General features: G+C 71.5%; 20 protein-coding genes. 14 read left to right on the top strand and 6 right to left on the bottom strand.

The features are described 5' to 3' along the window. Positions 1-3: 3 nt before the first annotated feature. The 3 genes from EUA94_RS20765 to EUA94_RS20755 all read right to left on the bottom strand — a co-directional run bounded on the left by EUA94_RS20765 (position 4) and on the right by EUA94_RS20755 (position 3,209). Positions 4-927, bottom strand: a complete 924-nt coding sequence (locus EUA94_RS20765) for a hypothetical protein (protein WP_129428796.1) — start codon at positions 925-927, stop codon at positions 4-6. A gap of 127 nt (positions 928-1,054) precedes the next feature. Next, positions 1,055-2,206, bottom strand: a complete 1,152-nt coding sequence (locus EUA94_RS22485) for a GNAT family N-acetyltransferase (RefSeq protein ID WP_207210679.1) — start codon at positions 2,204-2,206, stop codon at positions 1,055-1,057. A gap of 19 nt (positions 2,207-2,225) precedes the next feature. Then, positions 2,226-3,209, bottom strand: a complete 984-nt coding sequence (locus EUA94_RS20755) for a TolB family protein (RefSeq protein WP_129428795.1) — start codon at positions 3,207-3,209, stop codon at positions 2,226-2,228. A gap of 118 nt (positions 3,210-3,327) precedes the next feature. On the opposite strand from EUA94_RS20755, the gene EUA94_RS20750 reads away from it, so the two are divergent. Both EUA94_RS20750 and EUA94_RS20745 read left to right on the top strand, forming a co-directional pair. Continuing rightward, entirely contained in the window at positions 3,328-3,834 is a 507-nt protein-coding gene (locus tag EUA94_RS20750) for a SigE family RNA polymerase sigma factor (protein WP_129428793.1), read from the top strand. Next, positions 3,831-4,868, top strand: a complete 1,038-nt coding sequence (locus tag EUA94_RS20745; protein WP_129428791.1) for an alpha/beta fold hydrolase — start codon at positions 3,831-3,833, stop codon at positions 4,866-4,868. The genes EUA94_RS20750 and EUA94_RS20745 overlap by 4 nt, the downstream gene beginning before the upstream one ends. Here the strand turns inward: EUA94_RS20745 and EUA94_RS20740 are convergent. Beyond that, positions 4,865-5,464, bottom strand: coding sequence for a TMEM165/GDT1 family protein (locus EUA94_RS20740; protein WP_242495091.1), 600 nt, complete (start codon positions 5,462-5,464; stop codon positions 4,865-4,867). The genes EUA94_RS20745 and EUA94_RS20740 overlap by 4 nt on opposite strands. Before the next feature lie 46 nt (positions 5,465-5,510). Continuing rightward, positions 5,511-6,347, bottom strand: coding sequence for a prephenate dehydratase (locus EUA94_RS20735; RefSeq protein WP_129428790.1), 837 nt, complete (start codon positions 6,345-6,347; stop codon positions 5,511-5,513). Positions 6,348-6,416: 69 nt separating this feature from the next. Between EUA94_RS20735 and EUA94_RS20730 the strand changes: the two genes are divergently transcribed. The 8 genes from EUA94_RS20730 to EUA94_RS20695 all read left to right on the top strand — a co-directional run bounded on the left by EUA94_RS20730 (position 6,417) and on the right by EUA94_RS20695 (position 15,302). After that, entirely contained in the window at positions 6,417-6,815 is a 399-nt protein-coding gene (locus EUA94_RS20730; protein ID WP_242495089.1) for a DUF4446 family protein, read from the top strand. A gap of 80 nt (positions 6,816-6,895) precedes the next feature. Further along, positions 6,896-7,648, top strand: coding sequence for a DUF4118 domain-containing protein (locus EUA94_RS20725; protein ID WP_129428788.1), 753 nt, complete (start codon positions 6,896-6,898; stop codon positions 7,646-7,648). A 98-nt stretch (positions 7,649-7,746) separates the two neighbouring features. Then, entirely contained in the window at positions 7,747-7,839 is a 93-nt protein-coding gene (locus EUA94_RS20720) for a potassium-transporting ATPase subunit F (RefSeq protein WP_129428787.1), read from the top strand. Then, the gene (gene kdpA / locus EUA94_RS20715; protein WP_129428785.1) at positions 7,836-9,494 is read left to right on the top strand and encodes a potassium-transporting ATPase subunit KdpA; all 1,659 of its coding nucleotides are present in this window, start codon (positions 7,836-7,838) and stop codon (positions 9,492-9,494) included. Before EUA94_RS20720 ends, kdpA begins: the two co-directional genes overlap by 4 nt. After that, positions 9,491-11,500 carry a potassium-transporting ATPase subunit KdpB gene (gene kdpB / locus EUA94_RS20710; RefSeq protein ID WP_129428783.1) on the top strand — a complete coding sequence of 670 codons (2,010 nt, stop codon included), beginning with the start codon at positions 9,491-9,493 and terminating at the stop codon, positions 11,498-11,500. Before kdpA ends, kdpB begins: the two co-directional genes overlap by 4 nt. Positions 11,501-11,507: 7 nt before the next feature. After that, the gene (gene kdpC, locus EUA94_RS20705) at positions 11,508-12,101 is read left to right on the top strand and encodes a potassium-transporting ATPase subunit KdpC (protein ID WP_129428781.1); all 594 of its coding nucleotides are present in this window, start codon (positions 11,508-11,510) and stop codon (positions 12,099-12,101) included. A 4-nt stretch (positions 12,102-12,105) separates the two neighbouring features. After that, positions 12,106-14,631, top strand: coding sequence for a sensor histidine kinase (locus tag EUA94_RS20700; RefSeq protein WP_129428780.1), 2,526 nt, complete (start codon positions 12,106-12,108; stop codon positions 14,629-14,631). Then, complete coding sequence (locus EUA94_RS20695; protein WP_129428778.1) at positions 14,628-15,302, top strand: response regulator; 675 nt, start codon at positions 14,628-14,630, stop codon at positions 15,300-15,302. The genes EUA94_RS20700 and EUA94_RS20695 overlap by 4 nt, the downstream gene beginning before the upstream one ends. A gap of 7 nt (positions 15,303-15,309) precedes the next feature. Here the strand turns inward: EUA94_RS20695 and EUA94_RS20690 are convergent, their stop codons facing one another. Beyond that, a complete protein-coding gene (locus tag EUA94_RS20690; RefSeq protein ID WP_242495087.1) occupies positions 15,310-16,884 on the bottom strand; it encodes a bifunctional phosphatase PAP2/diacylglycerol kinase family protein in 1,575 nt (524 codons plus the stop codon). A gap of 100 nt (positions 16,885-16,984) precedes the next feature. On the opposite strand from EUA94_RS20690, the gene serS reads away from it, so the two are divergent. From serS to EUA94_RS20670, 4 genes are read left to right on the top strand one after another with little or no spacing between them, the layout of a single operon-like run. Next, a complete protein-coding gene (serS, locus tag EUA94_RS20685; protein WP_129428777.1) occupies positions 16,985-18,262 on the top strand; it encodes a serine--tRNA ligase in 1,278 nt (425 codons plus the stop codon). Further along, on the top strand, positions 18,255-19,094 hold the full coding sequence (locus tag EUA94_RS20680; RefSeq protein ID WP_165357081.1) for an HAD family hydrolase: 840 nt from the start codon (positions 18,255-18,257) through the stop codon (positions 19,092-19,094). The genes serS and EUA94_RS20680 overlap by 8 nt, the downstream gene beginning before the upstream one ends. After that, positions 19,091-19,900: an HAD-IIB family hydrolase gene (locus EUA94_RS20675; RefSeq protein WP_242495084.1), complete on the top strand. Its 810-nt coding sequence runs from the start codon at positions 19,091-19,093 to the stop codon at positions 19,898-19,900. The genes EUA94_RS20680 and EUA94_RS20675 overlap by 4 nt, the downstream gene beginning before the upstream one ends. Positions 19,901-19,909: 9 nt before the next feature. Beyond that, positions 19,910-20,482 carry a hypothetical protein gene (locus EUA94_RS20670; protein WP_129428771.1) on the top strand — a complete coding sequence of 191 codons (573 nt, stop codon included), beginning with the start codon at positions 19,910-19,912 and terminating at the stop codon, positions 20,480-20,482. Positions 20,483-20,627 lie beyond the last annotated feature (145 nt).

Genomic DNA, 20,627 nt, shown 5'->3' with positions numbered 1-20,627 from the left:
TGTTCACGTCGGGTCCGCGTGCCCCGGGAAGTGGGCCCGCCAGGCGTCGCCGAGCCGGAGGGGTACGCCCGGCTGACCGCGATCGAGCAGCACCCGGTGGACACGGCGGAGGGTCTGCTCCGGCTTGGCGTAGATCCCGGAGCTGATCACCGGCACCAGCCGCCAGCCCTCGTCGTCGCTCGCGTCGCGGCGCTCGAGGTCTTCCTCCCACGCCTCGCGCGTGAGCACGTGGACCTTGCCGCTGTACTCCACCGCGACCTTCACGAGCGGATAGCTGAGGTCGTACTTGCGGATGACGTCTCCTGCGTCGTCGCGGATGGCCAGGTTGATCCGAGGTTCGGGCAGGTCCGAGAGGACGATCAACAACCTCAACCGAGTCTCCATCGGCGAGTCCACGTCGGACCGGACGTACGTCGCCGCGCGTCGTGCCGCCGCTGCCGCGCGGTGCGAGACCACAGAGCAGAACTCCACCAGGGCCTCGGGCGTCGTGAGCCGGCGGCGCACCATCGCGTCACCGACCACCACGAGGTCGACCAGGGAGAGGAGCCCCGCCAGCTCCACGAACAGCATGCGCGGCTCGGAGACCCTGACGCCCCGCACGACCCGTGTGCCTCCCCTCCCGACGTGCACCGTGATTCCTCGGTGCCGCCGCCGCAGTCCGGCGCGCGCCACGCTCACGTGCTCATCGGCGATGGTTGGGATCGGCAGGTCGTACACCCGGGCGGCCGAGGCGTGGCTCGCCCAGGCCACGCTGCCGTACGGCAGCAGGGCGGCACGGACGCGCAGCAGCGGAGTGATCACGGTTGCCGCTCGCACATACGTGCCGGGCAGCACCATCCGGTAGGAAGGGCCACGCAGCTCCTTCGGGCTCACCCCGGCCGCGATCCCCGTGCTGCGCCGGAAGGGCGTGGCGGGGTCGAAGTCCATCCCGAGATCGTGCACGTGACGGCCTGGGCTGCGTGCGCGTCCTCCACAGCCCGCGCACACGTGCGGCGCTTGTGGCCCCGCGATCGCCGGACCGCGGGCCAGATCCGCCGCAGGTGCGGCGGCGACCTCAGGCCTGCTGGGCGCGCCACTCCTCGGCGAGCAGGGCGTACTCGTAGGAGCTGGTCCAGAGGCCCTTCGACCAGAAGTCGCCACGCTTGTCGACCTCGCGCCGCATCCCGAGCCGCTCGCAGAGGGCGGCGGACCGGTCGTTGCGGGCGTCGAGGTTGGCCACGACGCGGCGGAGGCCGAAGTGGACGAAGGCCATCTCGAGGACGGCGCGCGCGGCTTCGGTCGCATAACCTCGGCCGGCGTACTCGGGCAGGATCGTCCAGCCGATCTCGCCCTCGCTGAGCCCGGTGCCCTGCAGGTGGAGCATCGAGTCGCCGACGACGGTGCCGTCGTGGGTGGCCACGGCCAGGCCGAAGAACTCCCCGTCTCCGGGCTCGGTGCGGCGGCGGACCATCGCGTGCACCTCGGCGCGGTTCATCGGCCGGCTGAGCAGCAGGCTGGTCCATTCCTCGGAGGCCCAGGCGTCGACGAAGGCGTCCGCATCGTCGAGCACGAACGGCCGCAGGACCAGGCGTTCGGTGCGCAGCGGCCAGGCGGGGGCGACCGGGGTGAGGAACTCGGCGCGCGGGACGTCGACCCACAGCGCACGGCTCGTCGGGCCGCCGAACCGCAGCCGGTCGTACGCCGTCATCGGCAGCAGCAGCGCGTCCAGCCCGGGCACCGCGATCACGCCGTCGACGGCCTGTCCGAGGAGTCCACGCCCGACCGCGTCCGACGGGTCGCGGCGCAGTCGCTCGACGGCCTCGGTGGCGTCGGCGATCCGCTCGGTCTTCTGCTTCATCCGCACCGGGTCGACGGTGCGCAGGCAGACGTACTGCCCGGAGAGGTAGGCCGCCCACTCCTGCTCGCCCGTGGCCGGGTCGTCCTCCCAGAACGCGACGAACCAGTCGTGCAGGCGGTCAAGGCCACCCGCGTGCTCGGCGAGCGAGCCGTGCGCCCCGGGCACCATCGGCGTCCCGTCGGAGAGGACGTACGACGGCAGCGGCAGGCGGCCCTCGAGCATGAGGGTGACCGCCTCGGGCGTCGCGGCGACGAAGTGCTCGCGGACGTAGGCGTCGTCCTTCGGGGTCATCGGGTGGTCGCCGTTGACGGCGACGAAGCGGTCGCGGACCGCATGCAGGTCCCGACTGGTCAGCGCGTCATCTCCCACACGGTCAACAGTGCCACCGCTACCCCGTGGGGCGCACGCGCGGATGCGTGGCAACCGTGCTCGTGACCCGGGTGATCGTGCCGTCGAACAGCGAGATAGCAGCGGCCGTCGGGCCAGCCGCGCCATCTGACGTGAACACCACGCCGGTCCCGTCTGGCAGGAAGGTGGGTTGGATTGAGGGACCATCGGTCTTGCGGGTCAGCCATCGGCGCCCGGTGCCGTCGGGCGAGATCAGTGCAAGCCGACCGCTGACCTCGAAGACGACTGACGAGCCGTCGGGGCTCCAGTCCGGCGCCTGTCCGCCCCGCGTGCCCCTCACGAGACGGGCGCCGTCGCCCAGCGTGACGATCATCAGGTCGGTGCGGCGACGTACGGACTCGTCGAGGAGGTTGCTGGCCCAGACGCTGCGGTCGAGGACGATCCTCTTTCCGTCGGGGGACCATCGAGGCTGGTAGACCCACGCGGTCCCCGAGCGGTCCTCGTGGACGACCCGCACGTCGCCGGAGGCCACGTCGACGACGACGACCTGGGCGGCGACCGTGTGGGTGCCGTCTCCGAGCACCCGCATGAAGGCGAGCTGGGTGCCGTCGGGCGACCAGGAGGCGTCCTGCACGGCGGCGCAGGGAGCGACGCACTCGTAGATCGCCTGCTCGTCGGTCCCGTCGACGTGCACGACCCAGATCGTGGCGAAGTTCTCGTCGAAGGCCAGCCGCATGCCGTCCGGGGACCAGTCGGGATGCTGCTTGTCGCCCCGTACTCCGGGCGCTGCATCCCGGATGTCGTTGCCGTCGGCGAGATCGACCCAGATCGACGGGGAGTCCTGGTAGACGAGGGGCAGGGTGGCGCCGTTGCTGGTCTCAATGGTGGCCGGGGTGGTCGCCGCCTCCGACGTGTCGCGTGCCGGGGCCGGGTCCGCGCCCGCGTCGGACACTCCCTCCGCAGAGCACGACGTGAGCGCCATTAGCAGTGCGAGCGTCGCGGCGGCCGGCCCGGGTCGCGCCATGGCTGCCTCCTGGGGTGAGCAATGTCCTGTCACCCAGTAGGACGCATCGGGGCCGTCGCGGGGGTTACCGCCGGGCGCAGCAGTAGCGCAACGAATCATGTGGGGGCGACCATGGGGCATGGATGCGGACACGGCCTTCGCCGACTTCGTCCGCGCGCGCTCGACCGCCCTCCTGCGGACGGCGTACCTCCTCACTGGCGACCGGGCGCAGGCAGAGGACCTGGTCCAGGAGGCCCTCCTGTCGGTCTATCGCAGTCGCGGACGGATTCGCGAGCCTGCTGCGATTGAGGGGTACGTCAGGACCACCCTCGTCCGCACCCACATCTCCACGCGTCGACGACGATCGACGACCGAGCTGTCGCTCGAACGCATCCCCGAGCAGCCTCGAGAGGCGGAGGAGCCGATCTGGGCAGGCGAGACCTGGCCAGCGGTGCTTGCGCTTCCTGCCCGCCAGCGAGCAGTCATCGTCCTCGCCTACTTCCACGACCTGTCCGAGGTCGAGATCGCCGGCGTCCTGGGGTGCTCCACGGGTGCCGTGAAGAGTCACCGAGCGCGCGCGCTGGCTGCCCTGCGCGGAGTGCTGGCGCCCACGCCGTCGTGGCCCGGATCCGGGGGCCGGCGATGAGGGACCACGAGACGATGCTCCAGAAGGACCTCGACCAGATCGCCGACCAGCTCGAACCCCGCGCGGGCTGGCAGGGTGACCTCCTCGACGCACTCGACGACGCGCGCTCGACCGCCGCGCGGCGCAGGCTGCATGTGACGAGCGCGGCAATGGTCGTCGTGGTGCTCCTGGTGGTGGGCGTGGGCGTGGTCGTGCGGCTGGGTGGCCACGTCGAGCCCGAACCGGCGCGACTCCCTGACTCCCGTTCTGTCGACATCGGGGGCCGCTCACTGTTCCTCGACTGCCGCGGCCAGGCGCAGGGCGATGACGAGACCGTCGTCGTGGACCGGAGCATCGGTGGGTCGGCCGAGGCCTGGGAGGCAGTCGTCGCCCAGCTCGCAACGTCGACGCGGGTGTGCCTGTACGACCGCGCGGGGGTGGGCAGGTCGGATGCCCCTCCGCGCGCGCCACGTACGGCTGCCGACCTCGCGGCCGACCTGCGCGAGCTCATCGCGACAGCGGACCTCGGTCCGCGAGTGGTCCTGGTCGCCGACGGAGCGGCTGCCTACACGGCGACCGAGCTGGCGGACCTGGACCCGACCCTGCTCTCCGGCCTCGTGCTGCTCGACCCGCGCGGAGTGAACGTGACGATCGACCGAACGACCGCGCTGGGCGACAAGGTCACCGGGGAGCCGCGATCGGTGACGCAGCAGCGCGCCGACCTGGCGAGCGACGAGGCATCCCGCAACGGCGAGCAGATCAGTCTGCCCGCCAGCGAGGCCGAAGCCGCCGAGACGCTGACTGCTGCCGGGCCGGGGTTCGGGGACGTCCCGGTCATTGTCCTCTGGCCCGCTCTCGGTCGCGAACGCCTGCCGACGCTGCCGTCCCCGCTCCGGGAACGGTGGTGGTCGACGTGGCGGGCCGGTCAGGACCTGTACGCCGCCGAGTCGGCCCGGGGCGAGGTGCGTGAGGTGGCCGGCACGTCAGGTTCCCTGTCCAGCACTGCTCCCGCGTCCGTGGCCGACGCGGTCCTCGGCATCCTGTCGGCGGACTAGCGCGTCATCTCCCACACGGTCAACAGTGCCATCAAGACACAGACCGTCGCACCCACATAGTGGAGGACCGCGAGGCGTACGCGCTGGAGCAGCAGCCGGCCGACGATGACGGCGAGGCCGGAGACCGCGAGCAGAGCACCCCACGCGCCGATGAAGACCGAGACCGGGTCGTCGTACTTCGCGACGAGCGAGATGGTGAGCAGCTGCGAGAGGTCGCCCCACTCCGCGGCGAACAGCACCAGGAACGAGGTGACGATGACGCGGAAGCCCTGCGCGGTGGCCTTGGCGGCGTACTCGTCCTCCTGCCCGGGTTCGTCCTCGTCGGCCGAGCGCGCCTCGCGGAACAGGATGATCGCGCCGATCACGAACATCAGGGCCGCGACGGTGTGGATCAGCTGCTCGGGCAGGAACGAGGCGGCCTTGCCGACGCCGACCGCGACACCCGTCTGCACGAGGAACGCCAGGGCCACGCCGATCCAGACGAAGAGCGGGCGCATCTTCGTCGACATGACGAGGGTGGCGATGAAGGTCTTGTCGGGCAGCTCGACGACGAAGATGGCGCCGAAGGCGAGGGCCACGACCAACAGGTCGATCACCGGGCGAGTCTGTCAGGGTCGTTCAAAGCCGAACTACCGGGCTCGGCTACCCGGCCCGGAAGGCGTCGGCCGCGTAGACCCCGAGCACCTTGACCTCGGTGGTGAAGAAGGCCAGCTCCTCCAGTGCGTTGCGTACGCCCGGGTCGTCGGGGTGGCCGTCGACCTCGGCGAGGAACTGGGTGGCGGTGAAGTGCCCGCCGACCATGTAGCTCTCCAGCTTGGTCATGTTGACGCCGTTGGTGGCGAAGCCGCCCAGGGCCTTGTAGAGCGCCGCGGGCAGGTTGCGGACGTTGAAGATGAACGTCGTCACGACGGGGCCGGCGCCGCTCACCGCCTGCTCGAAGTCGCGGGAGAGCACGACGAAGCGCGTGGTGTTGTGGTCCTCGTCCTCGATCTCCTCGCGCAGCACCTGGAGGCCGTAGATCTCGGCGGCCAGCGGCGGCGCGATGGCCGCCTGGGTGAGGTCGCCGGACTCGGCGACCTCGCGGGCCGCCCCGGCGGTGTCGCCGGCCACGACCGGGGTGAGGCCCAGCTCGCGGATCACGCCGCGGCACTGTCCGAGGGCGTGGACGTGGCTGTGCACGGTCCGCAGCGAGTCGATACTCGCCTCTGGCAGTGCCATCAGCGAGAACTGGATGCGGAGGAACCTCTCGCCCACGATGTGGAGGTCGGAGGTCGGCAGGAAGTGGTGGATGTCGGCCACCCGGCCGGCGATCGAGTTGTCGATCGGGATCATCGCGAGGTCGGCGTCGCCGGTCTCGACGGCCGCGAAGGCGTCCTCGAACGACGCGCACGCCACCGGCTCCCAGTCGGGGTAGGCCTGCTGGCACACCAGGTGAGAGTTGGCTCCGGGCTCTCCCTGGTAGGCGATGCGTCGATTCACGTGCTGGAGTCTGGCACCTCCGGCCGTGTCCGACCGGCCCTGACCGGCACGCGGTCATAGGGTTCAGGCGTGCTCGTGCTCTCGGTCGTCGCCGTCGTCCTCGCCGCCCTGGCTTGCGTCCTCGGCGGCCTCGCCCTGCGACGTACGACGCCGCGAGCCGGCGGCGAGGGGGTCGACGCGCTTCCCGAGGACGTGCACGGCCTGCGCCAGGAGGTCGCCGCCCTCAAGGCGGAGAACCGCGACGCCCTGCGCCACCTCTCCGTGGTCCGCTACGACGCCTTCGGCGACGTCGGCGGGCACCTCAGCTGGAGCCTCGCCGTCCTCGACGACGCCGGCCACGGGGTCGTGCTGACCTCAATCCACGGTCGCAGCGAGGCCCGCACCTACGCCAAGTCGGTCGCCGGCTGGACCTGCGAGCAGCAGCTCTCGCCGGAGGAGGACGAGGCGATCGAGCACGCCCGGCCCTGACCCGCGTGCAACGCATCTGATCGGCGTCAGGAACGCGTCAAGACCGGCTCGCGAGCCCCCCGCGGTGCTTCCATCCAAGGATGGACCCGTCAGCGGCACCCTGGTGGCAGACCCCGACGACGGCCAGGATCGCGGCCCTGGCCGCCCCCTTCGTGCTCTGTGCCCTGCTCTACGGCCTGCGGGGCTGGGTCACGGCGGCGAGCGCCGTGCTCGTGCTGGTCCTCGCGATCGTCGCGGTGGCGGCGACGGGTGACCGGGTCGCCGGTGTGCTGGCGGCGGCGTCCAGCGGGTTGTGGTTCGACGTGTTCCTCACCGAGCCCTACCTCCGGCTCGTGATCGAGGACCGCGACGACATCCAGGCCACCGTGCTGCTGGTGCTCATCGGCCTGTCCGTCACCGAGATCGCGCTGTGGGGGCGTCGGCAGCAGGCGCAGGCCGCGCGCCGCGCGGGCTACCTCGACGGCGCCCTGTCGGCCGCCGCGAGCGTGAGTGGGGGAGCGGCAGGCCCGGACGAGGTGGTCGACGTCGTGGCGCGCCACATTGCCGACGTGCTGGGTGCCGACTCGTGCCGCTGGGTCGCCGGCCCGGTGCGCGACCGTCGGGTGGCCCTGCTCGACCACGACGGCGTCCTCACGCAGAACGGTCACCACCGCGACGTCGAGCGGACCGGCCTGCCCGTCGACGAGCTCGTCGCCGTCGAGGTGCGCCGCGCGACCCGGGTGGTCGGGCACTTCGAGGTCACTGCGGCCACCCGCGTCGTACGCCCCTCGCGCGAGCAGTGCCGCGTCGCGGTGCTCCTGGCCGACCAGGTCGCACCGCTCGTCGACGCCTGAGCGTCGCGGGTCACACCGGCGACAAGTGCCCGTCAACGGGCGCCAAGATCGCGTCAAGACCGGGGAGCCGGGCAGGCGCCGGACCCACGCTGGTGGACATGAGTCTTCTGTCCAGCCTGCTCGTGGTCGCGGTGGTGTGCATCGCGCTCTACGTCCTCGCAGCCCTGATCTTCCCGGAGCGTTTCTCGTGACCGACACCCTCGGCGGCCTCCTCACGATCGCCCTCCTCGTCGCCCCGCTGGCGGCGACGTACGTCCCGCTCGGCGACTACATGGCCCGGGTCTACACGAGCACCACGCACCTGCGGGTCGAGCGTGCCGTCTACCGGCTGAGCGGCGTGGACCCCGACGCCGAGCAGGGCGCACGGTCGTACGCGACGGGCGTCGTCGGCTTCAGCCTGGTGAGCATCGTCGTCCTGATGGCGATCCAGTTCGGGCAGGCCGCACTGCCGATGGACCGCGGCCTGCCGGGCGTCCCGTTCTGGATGTCGTTCAACACGGCCGTCTCCTTCGTGACCAACACCAACTGGCAGTCTTACGCGGGTGAGTCGACGCTGGGGTTCACCGCGCAGATGGCGGGTCTCGCGGTGCAGAACTTCCTCTCCGCGGCCGTCGGCATCGCCGTCGCGGTGGCGCTGATCCGCGGCTTCGTCCGCTCGCGCAGCGGCGCCCTCGGCAACTTCTGGGTCGACCTGACCCGCGGCACGATCCGCATCCTCCTGCCGCTGTCGTTCGTGGCGGCGCTCCTCCTCGTCGCCGGCGGGGTCGTGCAGAGCTTCGCCGACTCGACCATGACGACGCTGGCCGGCCACCCGCAGGTCCTCACCGGCGGTCCGGTCGCCGGCCAGGAGGCCATCAAGGAGCTCGGCAACAACGGCGGCGGCTTCTTCAACGCCAACTCCGCCCACCCGTTCGAGAACCCCACCGCGATCACCAACCTCCTCGAGATCTTCCTGCTCCTCGTCCTCCCGGTCGCGCTCACCCGCACCCTCGGCACGATGCTCGGGAACCGCCGCCAGGGACTGGCGATCCTCTCCGTGATGGGCCTGCTGTGGTCGGTCTCCCTGGCGATCACGACCTGGGCGGAGGTCGGCGCCCACTCGCCGGCCGCGCAGGCCGCGGGCGCCGCGATGGAGGGCAAGGAGACCCGCTTCGGCGAGTGGGCCTCGGCGCTGTTCGCCGTCGCCACGACCGGTACGTCGACGGGTGCGGTGAACGCCTCCCACGACTCCCTCACTGCCACCGGCGGCGGCACCGTCCTGGTCAACATGATGCTGGGCGAGATCGTGCCCGGAGGCGTCGGGGCGGGGATCTACGGCATCCTCGTGATGGCGATCCTGGCGGTCTTCGTCGCCGGCCTGATGGTCGGCCGGACGCCCGAGATCCTCGGCAAGAAGATCAGCGCGCGGCAGATGACGTACGTCGCGCTCTACACGCTCGCCACTCCGGCGCTGGTGCTGGTCGGCACCGGCATCGCCATCGCCCGCGACTCCAGCGCCGACGCGATGGGCAACGCGGGAGGTCACGGGTTCTCCGAGGTGCTGTACGCGTTCACCTCGGCCGCCAACAACAACGGCAGCGCCTTCGGCGGCCTCACGGTCACCTCGGACTTCTTCCAGATCACGCTGGCCCTGGCGATGCTGGCCGGCCGGCTGCTGCCGATCGTCCTCGTGCTGCTGCTCGCCGGATCGCTGGCCGAGCAGGGCAAGGTCCCGGTGACCGCGGGCACCCTGCCCACCCACAAGCCCCTCTTCGTCGGGATGCTGGTCGGCGTCATCCTCATCATGACCGGCCTCACGTACTTCCCGGCGCTCGCCCTCGGACCGATTGCTGAGGCCCTCACGTGAACACTCTCCTGACCCAGTCCGCGACCCAGCTGCCGGAGGCGTTCCGCAAGCTCGACCCCCGTCACCTGTGGCGCTCGCCCGTGATGTTCCTGGTGCTGCTCGGCTCGGTCGCGACCACCGTCGCGGCGGTCGCGGACCCCAGTGCCTTCACGATCTCCATCACCGTCTGGCTCTGGCTCACGGTCCTCTTCGGCAACCTCGCCGAGGCGGTCGCGGAGGGCCGCGGCAAGGCGCAGGCAGCGTCGCTCCGGGCCGCCCGCACCGACACCCTCGCGCGACTGCTCGCGGACGACGGCTCCGAGTCCGAGGTGCCCGCGACCCGGCTGGTGGTCGGCGACCGGGTGGTCGTCGAGGCGGGCCAGGTCATCCCCGGCGACGGCGACATCGTCGAGGGCATCGCCTCCGTCGACGAGTCAGCGATCACGGGCGAGTCCGCTCCCGTCATCCGGGAGGCTGGCGGCGACCGCAGCGCCGTCACCGGCGGCACCCGCGTGCTCTCGGACCGGATCGTCGTACGCATCACGGCGGCGGCGGGCGACACGTTCCTCGACAAGATGATCTCCCTCGTCGAGGGCACGTCCCGGCGCAAGACGCCGAACGAGATCGCCCTCTCGATCCTGCTCGCGAGCCTCACGCTGGTCTTCCTGGCGGCGGTCGCGACGCTCGCCCCGATGGCGGCGTACGCCGGCGCCCCGCAGGACGTCGTGGTGCTGGTCGCGCTGCTGGTCTGCCTCATCCCGACCACCATCGGCGCCCTGCTGTCGGCCATCGGCATCGCCGGCATGGACCGCCTGGTGCGGGTCAACGTGCTCGCGATGTCGGGCCGCGCGGTCGAGGCCGCCGGTGACGTCAGCACCCTGCTGCTCGACAAGACCGGCACGATCACGTACGGCAACCGCCAGGCCAGCCGCCTCGTGCCGGCGCCGGGGGTGGAGCAGGTCGAGCTGCGCGACACCGCACGGTTCTCCAGCCTGGCCGACCAGACCCCCGAGGGTCGCTCGATCGTCGACCTCGCGCTCGCCCAGGGTGCCGATGACCACGACCTCCCGTCGGGCGCCACCTTCGTCGAGTTCACCGCCCAGACCCGGATGTCCGGCGTCGACCTCGCCGACGGCACGGAGGTCCGCAAGGGCGCCGGGTCGGCCATCGCCGCCTGGCTCGGCATCGAGCAGCCCGCCGAGGTGCACGAGATCGTCGAGGAGATCTCCCGCTCGGGAGGAACGCCGCTGGTGATCGGCCGCAAGGACAGCTCGGGCCACGGCACGGTGCTCGGGGTGATCCACCTCAAGGACGTCGTCAAGGAGGGGATGGCCGAGCGCTTCGCCGAGCTGCGCGCGATGGGCATCCGGACGGTCATGATCACCGGCGACAACGCCCTCACCGCGCAGGCGATCGCCGCCGAGGCAGGGGTCGACGACTTCCTCGCCGAGGCCACGCCCGTGGACAAGATGGCCTACATCCAGAAGGAGCAGGAGGGTGGCCGGCTGGTCGCGATGACCGGCGACGGCACCAACGACGCCCCCGCGCTCGCCGCGGCCGACGTGGGTGTCGCCATGAACAGCGGCACGGCCGCCGCCAAGGAGGCCGGCAACATGGTCGACCTCGACTCCGACCCGACCAAGCTCATCGACATCGTCGAGATCGGCAAGCAGCTGCTCATCACCCGTGGCGCGCTGACGACGTTCTCCATCGCCAACGACGTCGCGAAGTACTTCGCGATCATCCCGGCGATGTTCGTCGTGGCCTACCCCTCGCTCGACAAGCTCAACGTGATGGACCTCGCCACGCCGCAGTCGGCGATCCTCTCCGCGGTGATCTTCAACGCGCTGGTGATCGTCGCCCTGATCCCGCTGGCGCTGCGGGGCGTCCGCTTCCGCGCCGCCTCGGCCACGTCGGTCCTGCGGCGAAACATCCTCGTGTTCGGCCTCGGCGGCATCGTCGTGCCGTTCATCGGCATCAAGCTCATCGACCTGCTCGTCTCGACCATCCCAGGACTGGGCTCCTGAGAAAGGCATGATCACCGTGTTCACCGACCTGTTCCGCCAGTCCGTTGCCGGGCTGCGCCTCCTCCTCGTGATGACCGTCCTGCTCGGGGTCGGCTACCCGACCGCCGTGTGGGCCGCCGGCCAGGCCTTCGGCGACCGCGCCGACGGCTCGCCGGTCCGGGTCGACGGCCAGGTCGTCGGGTCACGCCTGATCGGCCAGCAGTTCGAGGGCGACGAGTGGTTCCTCTCGCGGCCCTCCGCCAACGACTACGACACCCTCGCCTCCGCCCCCAGCAACCTGGGCCCACTCAGCACCGACCTGATCGCCTCCATCGGGGAGCGCCGGGCCGAGGTGGCGGCTCGCGAGGGCGTCGACGGGTCGGCGGTCCCCCCGGACGCGGTCACGGCGTCCGGCTCCGGCCTCGACCCGCACATCTCGCCGGCGTACGCCGCCCTCCAGGCACCGCGCGTCGCGGCCGCCAACGGCTTGTCGCTCGACGAGGTCGAGCGGCTCGTGGAGGAGCACACGGACGGCCGCGGCCTCGGCTTCCTGGGCGAGCCCGGGGTCAACGTGCTCGAGCTGAACCTCGCCGTGCGCCGCTCGGTCGAGGGTGGAGACTGACCGCATGCCCCTGCCCACCGACCGCGGACGGCTGCGGGTCTACCTCGGCGCGGCGCCGGGCGTGGGCAAGACGTACGCGATGCTCGACGAGGGCCGTCGTCGCGTCGAGCGGGGCACCGACCTGGTCGTCGGCTACGTCGAGACCCATGGCCGACCGAAGACGGAGCGGGCGCTCGAAGGACTCGAGGTCGTGCCCCGTGCGCAGGTCGGCTACCGCGACACCGTGCAGGAGGAGATGGACCTCGAGGCCATCCTCGCGCGGCGGCCCGACGTGGTGCTGGTCGACGAGCTCGCCCACACCAACGTGCCGGGCAGCACCCATGAGAAGCGCTGGCAGGACGTCGAGGCACTCCTCGACGCGGGCATCGAGGTCATCACCACCGTCAACATCCAGCACCTCGAGTCGCTCAACGACGTCACCGAGCAGGTGACCGGGGTCCGGCAGCGCGAGACCGTGCCGGACCACGTGGTGCGGGCCGCCGACCAGGTCGAGCTGGTCGACATGAGCCCGCAGGCGCTGCGGCGGCGGATGGCCCACGGCAACATCTACACCGCCGACAAGATCGACGCCGCGTTGTCGCGCTACTTCCGCGAGGGCAACCTCACCGCGCTCCGCGAGCTGGCGCTCCTGTGGCTCGCCGACCGCGTCGACGAGGGGCTCGAGCGCTACCGCGACCAGCACGAGATCGACACCACCTGGGCGACCCGTGAGCGCATCGTCGTTCCCATCAGCGGTGGTCCCGAGTCGTCCACCCTGATGCGCCGGGCGTCGCGAATCGCGACGCGACGCTCGGGTGGCGAGTGGCAGGCGCTGTACGTCACGCGCCAGGACGGGCTCACCGGGACCTCGCCCGACCAGCTCGCCCGGTTGGCGGCCAAGGCCGACGAGCTCGGGGGCACCTTCCACACTGTCGTCGGCGATGACGCCGCCGACGCGATCCTGGCCTTCGCCCGCGCCGAGAACGCCACCCAGGTCGTCATCGGCGCCAGCCGCCGCGGCCGCGTCTCCACCCTGCTGCGGCCCGGGGTGGGCGAGCGGGTCGTCAGCGCGTCGGGGGACATCGACGTCCACATCGTCACCCACGACTACGCCCGACGCGCGTCACGCCGCCCGCCGGTCGACAACCTGGGCCGGGCTCGCCGGCTGGCCGGCCTCGCCTTCGGGCTCGCGGCGCCGGCACTGGTGAGCCTCGCCCTCTATGCCACCGCCGACCTCCACGGCCTGCCCATCGAGGCGATGTCGCTGATGGTGGTCGTGGTGGCGACGGCCCTCATCGGTGGCCTCGCGCCAGCTGTCGTATCCGCCTTGGCGAGCGCCCTGCTGCTCAACTACCTCTTCACGCCGCCGCTCTACACGCTCACGATCGCCGAGCCGGAGAACGTCGTCACCATCGCGATCTTCGTCGCCGTCGGGATCGCCGTCGCGACGGTGGTCGACAACGCGGCACGTCGGACGGCCCAGGCCCGCGCGGCCCGGGCCGAGGCCGATGCGCTGACCGTGCTCGCCCACAGCCTGCTCACCTCCACCGACGACACGGAGGGCCTGCTGTCGTCGGCCTGCCAGCTGTTCAACGCCACGGGCGCGGCCGTCGTACGTCGTGACGACTCCGGCGTGGAGACGGTGGTCGCGAGCTGCGGCACACCGCCGGTCTCCGTCGAGCGCGCCGACATGGCGGCGGCGATCGACGGTCGCAACACGCTCGTGCTCTCGGGCGCGACGCTCGCCGCGTCGGAGCGCGGACTGCTCAACGCGTACGCCGCCTACGCGAAGGTCATGGCCGAACGCCGGCTCGCGACGATCGCCGAGGTCGAACGGGTGCGCCTCAAGGAGGCCGACCGCACCCGTACGGCGCTGCTCGCAGCCGTGTCGCACGACCTCCGCAACCCGCTCGCCGCGGCCAAGGTCGCCGTCGCCAGCCTGCGCGCCACCGACATCACGTTCTCGGAGGAGGACGAGGCGGAGCTCCTCGCGACCATCGAGGAGTCGACCGACCGGTTGAGCGCACTCGTGGCCAACCTGCTGGACATGAGCCGGATCAACACAGGGTCCGTCCGGCCGCTGCTCACCGAGGTCGACCTCGCGCCCGCGGTCCGCGGGAGCATCGCCCCGCTGTCGGGTGGCGAGCGCATCGACGTGGCGCTCGACCCCGACCTCGTGGTAGTGGCGGATGCCGGCATGCTCGACCGGGTCGTGGCGAACATCTGCGAGAACGCGCTGAAGTACACCCCCGCCTCGGCGCACGTACGCATCGACGCCACGACCGCCTCGGATCGCGTGGTGCTCCGGATCGCCGACACCGGTCCGGGGGTGAAGGACCACGACCAGGTGCGGCTCTTCGCGCCGTTCCAACGGCTCGGCGACGTGCCGCAGCAGGACGGTGTCGGGCTCGGCCTCGCCGTGGCGCACGGCCTGACCGAGGCGATGGGTGGGACGATTGCCACCGAGGAGACGCCCGGTGGCGGACTGACGTTCGTGCTGGAGCTCCCCACCCGGCTGCCCCCGACGATCGAGCAGAGTGAGGCCCCGTGACCTTCGTGCTCGTCGTCGACGACGACCCCGCCATGCGGCGCACCCTGTCCATCAACCTGCGGGCCCGCGACTACGACGTCGAGACGGCGGGCGACGGCCGCTCCGCCCTGCAGATCGTCGACGAGCGGATGCCCGACGTCGTGCTGCTCGACCTCGGGCTGCCCGACCTCGACGGCATCGCCGTGCTCACGCAGCTGCGGTCGTTCACCCAGGTCCCGGTGATCGTGGTGTCCGCGCGCACCGAGTCCGACGACAAGGTCGAGGCGCTCGACCTCGGCGCCGACGACTTCATCACCAAGCCGTTCTCGATCGAGGAGCTGCTCGCCCGGGTGCGGGCCACGTCGCGCCGCGCCGGGCGCGAGGAGCCCGACCTCGTCGTCGAGGTCGACGGCCTCCGCCTCGACGTCACCGACTCCAGGGCCACCCGCGGTGAGGACGAGATCCACCTGACCCCGATCGAGTGGCGGATCGTCGAGGTGCTGGCCCGGCACCGGGGTCGCCTGGTGCGCCAGGCCGACCTGCTGACCGCCGTGTGGGGGCCGGCGTACGACACCCAGACCAATTACCTCCGGGTCCACATGGCGAGCATCCGACGCAAGCTCGAGGAGGACGCCGCCAACCCGGTGCTCTTCGTGACGGAGCCCGGCATGGGCTACCGCTTCCTCGCCTGACGGGAGGTCAGCGGGGGACGCGGACCAGCAGTCGCCCGTGGATGCACTCCATCCAGAGCTCGCGACCCTCGCCGATGGAGTCGCCGTCCAGCTGGCGGGGGACGTCGGCGGACGCCTTGACCCGCACCCGGGAGCCCGTACGCCGGTCGATCAGCTCGTCGACGGTGGCGCTCTTGGCGAGCACCCGGACGGCGAGCGGGATCCAGGACAGGAACTTCTTGGGGTGCAGGATCACCACGTCGAGGACGCCGTCGTCGATGGTGGCGTCCGGGAGCAGCGGCATCCCGGCCTGCAGGAAGCCGACGTTGCCGACGACGACCGTCCGGGCGCGGTGCACCGTGGGCTCGTCGTCGTCGATCTGGACCTCGACCTTCATGGCCGGGAACATCAGCGACCGCAGGCCGGACACGACGTACGCGATCCAGCCGATCTTCTTCTTGATCTCCTCGTTGACGCCCTCCATGATCGCGGCGTCGAAGCCCATCCCGGCCATCACCATGAAGTGGGTGTCCTCGATGCCGTCGCCGCCGACCCGCACCAGGTCGATGGCCCGGTCCTGGCCGTTGAGCGCGACGTCGATGGCCGCGCGGAGGTAGAGCGGGATGTCGAGGTTGCGAGCCAGCAGGTTGCCGGTGCCGGCGGGGATGATCCCCACCGGGATGCCCGTGCCGGCGAGCTCGGCGCAGACCTCGCGGACCGTGCCGTCGCCGCCGCAGACGATGACGAGGTCGGCGCCGGAGACCGCGGCCTTCTCGGCCATCCCGGTGCCGGGGTCCTCGATCGTCGTGTACTGCCAGGTCGGCTCCGACCAGCCCGACTCCTTCGCCATCGCCCCCACGACCGCGCGGAACTGGCCGACGTCCTCGACCTTGATCGGGTTGAGGATCACCGCGAGCCGCCGCTCAGAGGCGTACACCTCGGGCAGCGGCTCGGCCTTCGCGGCGGTCGAGCGGGGACGCGGGTCGATGACGGCGAGGGCCAGCAGGAACACTCCGATGCCCAGCAGCGACCCGCCGATCACGTCAGTCGGGAAGTGGCGCCCGAGCAACATCCGGTCGAAGCAGACCAGCAGCCACCAGCCGACCGCAAGGCTGATACCGAGCCGGCGCAGGCTGGTCCGGCGCACGAAGATGACCAGCAGCATGACCAGAAGTGAGGCGTACGCCGCCGTGGACGAGGCGTGCCCGGACGGGAAGCTGAACGAGTCCAGCAGGCCCAGGTTGTCCTGCCAGTCGGGACGGCCCCGGCCCAGCCACACCTTCAGGGCGGAGGTGGCCAGCGACGTCACGATCATCACGACTGCGGCCAGCAGCGCCGCCCAGCGGTGGCGTCGCAGGAGCAGCGCCACGACGAGCACCACTGTCAGGACCGTCATGCCGATGGTCCCGAACGCGACCTCGACCACCCTCAGGAAGTCGATGAAGGCCGAGGAGTTGTCGGCCCAGTCCTCGAGCCGCTTGCCCTCGACGTCGAAGCTGTCGAGCGGTGCTCGATCCTGGGTGACCAGGACGCCGAGGAACGCGAACAGTCCCGCAGCGAGGGCGCCCAGGCCGAACGTGCGGGTGCGGGAAGCGGGAGTCACCCGCGCAGTATGACGAAATCCGCTCCGTTTGCCCGATCCCGGTCAGCCCGACGGGTGAGGTGGACAAAAGTGGTCAGTCACGCGCGGATAGCCTTGTCCCATGATCGACCCCCGCCTCCTCCGTGACGACCCCGACCGCGTACGCGCTGCCCAGGCCAAGCGCGGCCTGTCCGCCGACGTGGTGGACCGGGCGCTCGCGGCCGACTCCGCACGCCGGCAGGCGATCGCCGACTACGAGACGCGGCGGGCCGAGCAGAAGGCCAGCGGTGCGCTCGTCGCCCGCGCCCAGGGCGAGGAGAAGCAGACGCTGCTCGCGCAGGTGAAGGAGCTCGCCGCCGGGGTGAAGGCCGCCGAGGCCGCGCGCAACGCCGCCGAGGTCGAGTGGGACGAGGCGCTCAAGGCGATCCCCAACGTCGCCGACGACGCTGCGCCGGCCGGTGGCGAGGAGGACTACACCGTCATCGAGCACGTCGGCACGCCGCGCGAGTTCGACTTCGAGCCGCGCGACCACATCGAGCTCGGCCGGCTGCTGGGTGCGATCGACCTCGAGCGCGGCGCAAAGGTGAGCGGGTCGCGCTTCTACTTCCTGACCGGCGTCGGCGCGCAGCTGCAGCTCGCGCTGGTCAACATGGCGATGGACCAGGCGCGCGCGGCCGGCTTCATCCAGGCCGCGGCTCCGTCGCTGGTCCGCCCGCGGGCGATGGAGGGCACCGGCTTCCTCGGCCAGGCCGCCGACGACGTCTACCGGATCGAGGGCGAGGACCTCTACCTCGTCGGCACGTCGGAGGTGCCCATGGCGGCCTTCCACTCCGACGAGATCCTCGACGCCGCGTCGCTGCCCCTGCGGTACGCCGCGTTCAGCCCGTGCTTCCGCAAGGAGGCCGGCTCGCACGGCAAGGACACCAAGGGCATCTGGCGGGTGCACTGGTTCGACAAGGTCGAGATGTTCGTCTACACGACCGTCGAGGAGTCGTACGCCGAGCACCAGCGGCTGCTCGCGTGGGAGCGGGAGTTCCTCGACAAGCTCGAGCTGTCGTACCGGATCATCGACACGGCCGCCGGCGACCTGGGCCTGAGCGCCGCACGGAAGTTCGACTGCGAGGCGTGGATCCCCAGCCGCAACGGCTACGGCGAGCTGACCTCGACCTCCAACTGCACCGACTTCCAGGCGCGCCGCCTCGGCATCCGTACCCGCGGCGAGGGCGGCGCCACGCCGGTCGCCACCCTCAACGGCACCCTGACCGCCGTGACCCGCGCGATCGTCGCGATCCTCGAGACCCACCAGAACGAGGACGGCTCGGTCACGCTGCCGCAGGCGCTCCGCCCCTACATGGGCGGCGTCGAGGTGCTGAAGCCGCTTGGTTCGTCCGTTGGCTGACGACTGGTCGCCGCGGGTCGTCGCGCTCGACATCGACGGCACCCTGCTCAAGTGGGTCGACGGCCCGAGCGACGACTACGAGACCATCAGCGAGCCCGTGTACGACGCGGTGCACCGCGCGCTCGACGCCGGCGCCCACATCGTGCTGTCCAGCGGGCGTTCGCCGCACGGCATGACGACCATCGCCGACCTGCTCCACCTCCCGCGCGAGGGGTCCGACCGGCTCTGGGTGGTCGCGTCCAACGGCGCGGTGGTGTTCCGCTACCCGCCGATGGAGGTCGTCCACGAGGAGACCTTCGACGCCGCCCCAGCCGTCGCGGCGGTGCTCGAGCACCACCCCGAGGCGCTGGTCGCGGTCGAGGAGCGGGGTGTCGGCGGCTACCGCGTCAACCGGGTGTTCCCCGAGGGCGAGCTCTCCGGTGAGCAGCTGATCACTGACGTCAGCGACATCGTCGGCGAGCCAGTCAGCCGCGTCATCATCCGCGACCCGCACGCAACCGCGGACGACTTCATCGAGCTCGCAGCCAGGCTCGGCCTGCACGGCACCGACTACGTCGTCGGCTGGACCGCCTGGCTCGACCTGTCCCCGGTCGGCGTCTCCAAGGCGTCCGGGCTCCAGCACGTCTGCGACGCGATCGGCGGGCTCGGCGCGGCCGACGTGCTCGCGATCGGCGACGGGCGCAACGACATCGAGATGCTCCGGTGGGCCGGTCGCGGCGTGGCGATGGGGCAGTCCGTCGACGAGGTGAAGGCGGCCGCGGACGACGTGACCGCCACCGTTCACGACGAGGGTGCCGCCGTCGAGCTGACGCGATGGTTCCCCGCTCGGTGACCGACGGTCGAGCACCTCGCCTGGTCGCGACCGACCTCGACGGCACCCTGCTGCACTCCGACGGCACCGTCACCGCCCGTACGCGCGCCGTCCTCGTCGAGCTCGACGCGCTCGGCGTGCCGGTCGTCTTCACCACGGGTCGCCCGGTCCGCTGGATGGAGGAGCTCTGGGCCGACGTCGGCGGCCACGGGCTGGCGATCTGCAGCAACGGCGGCATCGTGTACGACGTCGCCGAGCGCCGGGTGCGCGACTTCAGCGCCGTGCCGCGCGAGGTCGGCATGGAGCTGGCCGAGATGGTGCGGGCGGCGGTGCCGGGCACGACGTTCGCGGTCGAGCACACGTCGGGCTGGGCCAGCGAGCACGCCTTCCCGCGCCATCCCGACGACGTCGACACCCTGCGCCAGGGCACGTGGGAGTCGATCTGGACCGACGACGTCGTGAAGGTCCTGGCCGTCCACCGCGACCTCGACCCCGAGGACTTCTGGCGGCAGGTCGAGGCGGCTGTCGGGACGCTGGTGACCACCACCTGGTCGTCGGCCTTCGCGCTGGTCGAGATGAGCGCCGCCGGCGTCACGAAGGCCACCACCCTCGCCACCGTCGCCGCCGAGATGGGCCTCGGCCCCCTGGACGTCGTCGCCTTCGGCGACATGCCCAACGACCTGCCGATGCTCGCGTGGGCCGGCACGTCGTACGCGATGGCCAACGCCCACGCGTCGGTGCGCGACCTCGCCGACCACCTCGCGCCGGCCAACGACGACGACGGCGTGGCCGTGGTGCTGGCCGACCTCTTCTCCCTCTCTCGCTAGGCTGCCGCCATGTTCCGAGCCGCCCGACTTGCCGCAGCGCTGCTGCTCGCGTGCCTGGGCCTCGTGTTCACGGTGAGCGCCCCGGCGTCCGCGGACTGCACGTGCCGGCAGGGCCAGCTCGACAAGCAGGTGAGCAAGGCCGACCTGGTCTTCATCGGCACCATCGACAAGGTCGCGGCGCAGGGCAACGGCTTCCTCTACGAGATCACCGCCTCCCGCACCTACCAGGGCTCTCCGGAGCGGGAGACGCAGGTGCTCTCGGCCGGTGGCCGCGACGCGTGCGGCCTCGGCGAGCTCGCGGTCGGCACGAGCTATGTCTTCCTCGCGACCGGCACCGAGACGCCGTACGCCGCCGACGCCTGCGGCGGCACCAGCGTCGCCAACCCGACGAAGGTCGGGAAGGTCGAGGAGCTGCTCGGCGAGGGCACCGCGGTCGAGCCGCCGCCTCCGCCGACGGCGCAGCTGACCCAGGTCGAGAAGGTCGCTCCGGCCGGCTTCGCCCGGGCCGCCGCACCCGGCGCCGCGGCCGTGCTCATCGGACTCCTCGGCCTGCTCGTCGTACGCCGCCTCGCGCGTCGCTGACTTCCGGCTGGCGTCGTCTCGGTCCCACATCGTGGGGTAGTCCGCATCAAAGTTCTGGTGCCGACCGGGGTGGAATCTAGGTAGTCACGCAACACCGTGGTTTGTGGCGGCTTCTGACAATAGTCGGCCGAGTACTTCGGCTGGG

Source organism: Nocardioides zhouii (genome assembly GCF_004137345.1).
GTDB lineage: Bacteria > Actinomycetota > Actinomycetes > Propionibacteriales > Nocardioidaceae > Nocardioides > Nocardioides zhouii.
This window is presented reverse-complemented; position numbering and strand designations above follow the sequence as displayed.

Excerpts from the sequence above, each read along its gene's own strand:
- EUA94_RS20765 (WP_129428796.1), bottom strand. The coding sequence starts at position 927 with ATGGACTTCGACCCCGCCACGCCCTTCCGGCGCAGCACGGGGATCGCG.
- EUA94_RS20755 (WP_129428795.1), bottom strand. The coding sequence starts at position 3,209 with ATGGCGCGACCCGGGCCGGCCGCCGCGACGCTCGCACTGCTAATGGCG.
- EUA94_RS20750 (WP_129428793.1), top strand. The coding sequence starts at position 3,328 with ATGGATGCGGACACGGCCTTCGCCGACTTCGTCCGCGCGCGCTCGACC.
- EUA94_RS20745 (WP_129428791.1), top strand. The coding sequence starts at position 3,831 with ATGAGGGACCACGAGACGATGCTCCAGAAGGACCTCGACCAGATCGCC.
- EUA94_RS20725 (WP_129428788.1), top strand. The coding sequence starts at position 6,896 with ATGGACCCGTCAGCGGCACCCTGGTGGCAGACCCCGACGACGGCCAGG.
- EUA94_RS20720 (WP_129428787.1), top strand. The coding sequence starts at position 7,747 with ATGAGTCTTCTGTCCAGCCTGCTCGTGGTCGCGGTGGTGTGCATCGCG.
- kdpC (WP_129428781.1), top strand. The coding sequence starts at position 11,508 with ATGATCACCGTGTTCACCGACCTGTTCCGCCAGTCCGTTGCCGGGCTG.
- EUA94_RS20700 (WP_129428780.1), top strand. The coding sequence starts at position 12,106 with ATGCCCCTGCCCACCGACCGCGGACGGCTGCGGGTCTACCTCGGCGCG.
- serS (WP_129428777.1), top strand. The coding sequence starts at position 16,985 with ATGATCGACCCCCGCCTCCTCCGTGACGACCCCGACCGCGTACGCGCT.
- EUA94_RS20670 (WP_129428771.1), top strand. The coding sequence starts at position 19,910 with ATGTTCCGAGCCGCCCGACTTGCCGCAGCGCTGCTGCTCGCGTGCCTG.